The following is a 3,238-nucleotide window of genomic DNA, read 5'->3' on the forward strand; positions in this document are numbered from 1 at the left end:
CGGGGTGGTCATCACCGTCACTCCGCCGGCCAGCGCCAGCGAGCACTCCCCCGAACGCAACGACTGCGCAGCCCAGTGCATCGCCACCAACGACGACGAACACGCCGTGTCAACCGTGATCGCAGGACCCTCCAGCCCCAACGTGTAGGCGACGCGGCCGGTGGCGACGCTGTTCAGGGTGCCGTTGCCGAAGTAGCCGAGCAGATCGTCGGGTACGGAGGTCAGAGTGCTGCCGTAATCCCGGTACATGAGGCCGGCGAAGATGCCCGTGTCGCTGCCGTGCAGTGAGTCGGGATCGATGCCCGCACGTTCGAAGGCCTCCCAGGACGCCTCCAGCAGCAACCGCTGCTGCGGGTCCATGGCGAGTGCCTCACGCGGCGAGATCCCGAAGAAGTCCGCGTCGAAGTCGCCGGCGTTCTCGAGGAACCCGCCCTGGGTCGTGTAGGACTGTCCGGGCGCCGACCCGTCGAGTGCCTCCAGGTCCCATCCTCGGTCGGTCGGGAACCCGGATATCCCGTCGATCCCTTCGGCGACCATGCGCCACAGGTCCTCGGGGGAGTCGACGCCGCCCGGATAGCGGCAGCTCATACCGACGATCACCACGGGGTCGTCGGAATCCACGGTGTGCGGGGTGCTCGCGGCGGACTCCTGGACCACGTCGAGTGCTTCGGCAAGCAGATGATCGGCGAGTGCACGCGGCGTCGGGTAGTCGAAGACGATCGTGGAGGGCAGTCGCAGGCCCGTCGCCGCGGCGACCTTGTTGCGGAACTCCACCGCGGTCAGCGAATCGAATCCGAAGTCGGTGAAGGCGCGCCGGGGTTCGATGTCCTGCGCACCACCATGTCCCAGAACGGCAGCGATCTGCGTACGGACGGCGTCCAGTACGAACGCCTCCCGCTCGCCCTCCGCCAGCCCCGTGAGCTTCGTGCCGAACGGTGTACTGCTTCCGCCCTCAGCAGCGGACACACGCGCCTTCGGTCGCCGGACCAGGTCGGACAGGACAACAGGCAGCTCGTCCTCACGTGTCCTGAGCACCGCGGTGTCGAGACGTACGGGGGCCAGGGCCGGCTCTCCCGTGGCCACGGCGGCGTCGAGCAGTTCTAGGGCCTCATCCGTCGGCAGCGAGGCGATCCCGGTCCTCCGGATGCGGGCCAGGTCGGCTTCGTCGAGCCGCGTGCCCATCCCGTCCTCGGACCAGAAGCCCCAGGCCAGCGACTGGGCGGGCAGCCCGCGGGCGCGACGGTGCGCGGCGAGGGCGTCGAGGAACACGTTGGCCGCCGCGTAGTTCCCCTGGGCCTTCGCGTCGAGGGCGCTGGTCGCGGACGAGAACAGCATGAACATCGCCAGGTCGCCACCCAGCTCGTGCAGGTGCCACGCGGCATCCGCCTTCGGCCGGAACGCCGTGTCGAACTGGTCCGGGGTCATCGACTCCACGAGCCCGTCGGCCAGCACACCTGCGGCGTGGATGACGCCGCGCACCGGATACTCGGCGAAGAGTGCGGCCACCGCCTCCCGGTCGGACACATCGGCGGCGACGGCGTGCACCCGGGCGCCCAGAGCTGTCAGTTCGGCACACAGGGCTTCGGCCCCAGGGGCCTCGGGGCCACGGCGGCTGACCAGAACGAGCTCGCCGACGCCGTGCTGCCCGGCGAGGTGGCGGGCGACGGCGGCCCCCAGGCCACCTGTCCCGCCGGTGATGAGGACGGAGTCGGGGAACCCGGCGCCGGTCCTGGCCGCGTCCGTCCCCGTACCGCCCGTCCCGGTCCCGGTCTCGACGGCCCGGACTGTAGCGGCGCGCCGCCAGCGCGGCACGAAGAGCGCGCCGTCCCGGATCACGATCTCAGGCTCGCCCGTACCCAGCGCTGTGAGCAGAGCCGGGTCCTGGGCGACCTGGTCGGCGTCCCGCACGCCGGATGTCTCGCGTGCGTCGCCCGTTTCACGGGTGTCCTGCGTGTCGATGAGGAGGAACCTGCCGGGGTGCTCGGCCTGCGCCGCCCGTACGAGTCCCCACACGGGCGACTGCGCGAGATCCGGGTCGTCCGACGCGGGCGCGGCGTCCCGCGTCATCAGCGCGAGCCGCGCGGTCGCGTACCGTTCGTCCGCCAGCCAGGACGTGAGAACCGCGAGCACGCTCACGGCCGTCGTCCGTGCCGTGTCGGCGACGGTCGTCGCTCCCCCGCTGTCGCCGGCCCCGTTCCCGACCGCCGTTCCGACGCGGAGAACCACCACCTCGGGTACATCCGCATCGAGGTCCGCGAGGTCGTCCACCACGGCCGGCGCCCCCGCGTACCGTGCCCCGCCCGGGTGTTCCTTCCACTCCGGGACGTAGAGCGATTCGGAAGCCGTCGCGATCTGTTCCGCGGCCAGGGCGCGGGTCACCAGGCGCTCGACCGTGACGACGGCCGCGCCGTCGGCGTCTGTGGCCGACAACGCCATCTCGTCGTCGCCACTCCGGGTCAGCAGGACGCGCAGTTCCAGAGCACCCGTCGAGTGAACGGTGATCCCTCGCCAGACGAACGGCAGCGCCGCGCCTCCGCCGTCTCCCGCACCCTGCGGGCTGTCCGCGTCCAGGTAGGTCCCGGCGTGCAGTGCCGCGTCGAACAGCGCGGGATGAAGTGCGAATCCGTCGGCCGACGTGCCTTCGGGGAGCGCGACCTCGGCGAAGACCTCGCCGTTTCGCTGCCACGCGCGGCGCAGCCCCTGGAAGAGCGGGCCGTAGTCGACCCCGGCCTCCGACAACCGCGCATAGGCGGCGTCGGTGTCCAGTTCGCCGGCACCGGTGGGCGGCCACTGACCGTCGGCCGCGGCCGACGAGGACTGCCTCTCGGTGAGCGTCCCGCCGGCGTGTTCGATCCAGGGCCCGTCGGACGCCTGCCCGTGCACCGTAACGGCCCGGAGCCCGTCGCCGTACCGCTCACCCACAGTCACCCGGAGCCGGACACCACCGACCGGAGGCACGATGATCGGCGCCTGCAGGGTGAGTTCGTCGATGGTGGGGGTGTCGGTCTCCTGACCGGCACGCAGGACGAGCTCCACCAACGCCGTACCCGGCACAAGAACCGTCCCATGCACCGCGTGGTCGCAGACGACCCGTCAGCGTCACCCCGTCCGAATCCACATGATCCAGCACAGCCACCAGCAACGGATGCCCCGCAGCCACCTGCCCCGACACCGCCACATCACCCGAACCACCCGAACCCGAACCCGAATCCAGCCAATAACGCCGACGACGGAACGG

Annotated in this window: 1 protein-coding gene; it reads right to left on the reverse strand. The window is 71.2% G+C overall.

The genetic code is table 11. The features are described from left to right. Positions 1-3,072 (reverse strand): SDR family NAD(P)-dependent oxidoreductase (locus tag OO67_RS35295; protein WP_157841791.1); only part of this gene is annotated, 3,072 nt, incomplete at its 3' end. Positions 3,073-3,238 lie beyond the last annotated feature (166 nt).

Origin of the sequence: Streptomyces atroolivaceus (genome assembly GCF_000717025.1) — a bacterium.
GTDB lineage: Bacteria > Actinomycetota > Actinomycetes > Streptomycetales > Streptomycetaceae > Streptomyces > Streptomyces atroolivaceus.